Annotated in this window: 2 protein-coding genes and 1 pseudogene; all 3 read right to left on the reverse strand. The window is 70.3% G+C overall.

What is annotated here, in order from left to right; all coding sequences use genetic code 11:
* A pseudogene (locus tag FKP22_RS27650) lies at nt 1-687 on the reverse strand (hypothetical protein); the annotation flags it as partial.
* A gap of 9 nt (nt 688-696) precedes the next feature.
* Entirely contained in the window at nt 697-1593 is an 897-nt protein-coding gene (locus FKP22_RS27655) for a DMT family transporter (RefSeq protein WP_141291200.1), read from the reverse strand.
* The gene (locus FKP22_RS27660) at nt 1590-2159 is read right to left on the reverse strand and encodes a methylated-DNA--[protein]-cysteine S-methyltransferase (protein ID WP_141291202.1); all 570 of its coding nucleotides are present in this window, start codon (nt 2157-2159) and stop codon (nt 1590-1592) included. Before FKP22_RS27660 ends, FKP22_RS27655 begins: the two co-directional genes overlap by 4 nt.
* Between the last annotated feature and the right edge of the window lie 142 nt (nt 2160-2301).

The following is a 2301-nucleotide window of genomic DNA, read 5'->3' on the forward strand; positions in this document are numbered from 1 at the left end:
GCGGGCTTCGTCGAGCAGGCTCAGCACGTGCGCCAGCGTGGCCGGTTCACGCTTGAGCTTGGTCAGGTGTGCGAAGGCCGGCAGCGGCAGCTCGGGGTTGCCTGCGCTGTGCATCAGCCGGGCGATCAACCAGGCCTTCCGGCCGATGGCGCGGGCCAGCTGGTAAACGTCACCACAGGCCCGGGCCATCGGCACGGCCTGGTCGACCAGGCATTCGTAGGCGGCTTCGATCTGCCCCATGCGGCCCAATGCCAGGAACCGCAGCATGTAGGCCCTGGCGCGCTGCGGCGCGGGCAGCGAAGGCTCCTGCAGGGCGGCCTGCACGACCACGTCGGCCTGGCGCTCCTGGCCCAGGTCGTACAGCGCACGCGCCATGGCCACCTGGCAAGCGGCTGCCCGGTCGGGAATGCCATTGGCCCGGAAGATGCGCTCGGCCCTTTGAAGCGCCGACCAGGCGCCCAGCGGGTCGATCAGTTGGCCTGGCCAGCTGGCACCGGCCAGCAAGGCCTCGGCCTGCAGCACCAGATCGCCCGCCTCGACCGCGAGCGCATGGGCCTGCGCGGCGCCTTCCCGCTGCGCGACCTGGTCGAACGGCGGCTGCTTGGCGAGGTGGTCCAGCAGGGCATGCGCTCGCTGGCGGTTTTGAGAGGAAGAGGCGCGGTGCGGCGTGGCGGTTTTGGCGGGCATGGACCTGCGCTATCTCCCTGGTGACAACAGCTTCAGCTTCAACAACCCGGTGACCAGCCCGGTGCCGACCAGGATCACCGCGCAGCCGGCCAGCATTGCGCCGGTGAGCTGTTCGGCGAGGAACAGCGCGCCCCAGAGCACCGCGAAAGCGGGGATCAGGAAGGTCACGGTCATTGCATTGGACGCGCCCATGCTGGCGATCAGCCGGAAGTACAGCACATAGGCCAGGCCGGTGCAGACGACCGCCAGCAGCACGGCAGCCAGCCATTCGCGTGCACCCGGGTTGACCTCGGGCCAATGCGTGAGCATCAGCGGCACCAGCAGCAGGCTGGCGGCGATCTGGCTGCCGGCGGCCAGCGCCATCGACGGCACGCCCGTCAGGTAGCGGCGGGTGAAGTTGGCCGAAAAGCCGTACAGCAGCGTGGCGGCCATGCAGGCCAGCACCGCCAGTGCGGGGCTCACGCCGTGGTCGCCGGGGCGGAAGCTGGCCTTGTCCCAGGCCAGCCACAAGACGCCTGCAAAACCGATGGCCAGGCCCAGCGACTTGGCGCGCGTGGGCTTGTCGCCCAGCCACAGCCAGGCCAGCAGCGCACCCCACAGCGGCGTGGTGGCGTTGAAGATGGCCGAGAGGCCGCCGTTGATCGCCAGCGCGGCCACGCCGAAGCAGACAAACGGCAGGGCGGAGTTGGTGATGCCCACCAGCAGGATGGGCTTCCAGTGTTTCAGCAGCGCACCCTGCTCGCCACGCCAGACCAGCAGCGGCAGCAGGCACAGCGTGGCGCCCACGGTGCGCATGCCAGCCAGCGCCAGCGGGCCGAAGGCCGCGGCGCCCATGCGGATGAACAGGAAGGAAGCGCCCCAGATGGCGGCGAGCAGGAGCAATTCGGCGAGGTGGCGAGGTTTCATTCAGCGTGTTCAAAAAGCGGCAGCGGGCTGTCGGCTTCGCTGCAGCGGGTTGGCGCGAGGGCGGTCAGCGCACCTTCGCGTGCCAGCAAGGCCTGCTTGCGGTCCAGCCCGCCAGCGTAATCGGTCAGGCCCCCATCGGCGCCCACCACGCGGTGACAGGGCACGAGGATGGACAGCGGATTGCGGCCCACCGCGGCGCCCACCGCGCGCGAAGCGCTGGGCCGGCCCAGTTCACTGGCGATGCGGCCGTAGCTGCTGAGCGTGCCCGTGGGAATGGCCAGCAGCGCGCGCCAGACCTCGCGCTGGAACGGCGTGCCGTCGGCGTCCAGCGGCACCTGAAAGACACTGCGGCGCGCGTCGCGCCAGTAGAGCGCCAGTTCGTCGGTCGCCTGGCGCAGCCAGCGCTGGGACGGGTTGTCCGGTGCATTCAACGCGCCGGGATGATGGCGCTGGCCTTCGAACCAGGCGCCGGCCAGGCCGGCTTCGGTGGCGGCCAGGCGCAGCGGACCCAGCGGCGTGTCCACGACAGTTTGTGCGACCCAGGGGCGATGAAGAGCGAGTGTCATGGCGACCTCCTACGAGAGATTGGGGGCGGATGGCGAGAGCGACTGCCAGAGCTGCAGCACCGCATAAGAACGCCACGGCCGCCAGGCTTCGGCCAGCAGCAGCGAGGCGGGGGCACGCGCGCCTTGCAGCGCCTTGACCACG

This window comes from Ideonella azotifigens, from assembly GCF_006519715.1.
In the GTDB taxonomy this organism is placed as follows: domain Bacteria; phylum Pseudomonadota; class Gammaproteobacteria; order Burkholderiales; family Burkholderiaceae_C; genus Ideonella; species Ideonella azotifigens.

Bases quoted from the DNA above. Each gene is read 5' to 3' on its own strand.
- FKP22_RS27655 (WP_141291200.1), bottom strand. From the start codon at position 1,593: ATGAAACCTCGCCACCTCGCCGAATTGCTCCTGCTCGCCGCCATCTGG.
- FKP22_RS27660 (WP_141291202.1), bottom strand. From the start codon at position 2,159: ATGACACTCGCTCTTCATCGCCCCTGGGTCGCACAAACTGTCGTGGAC.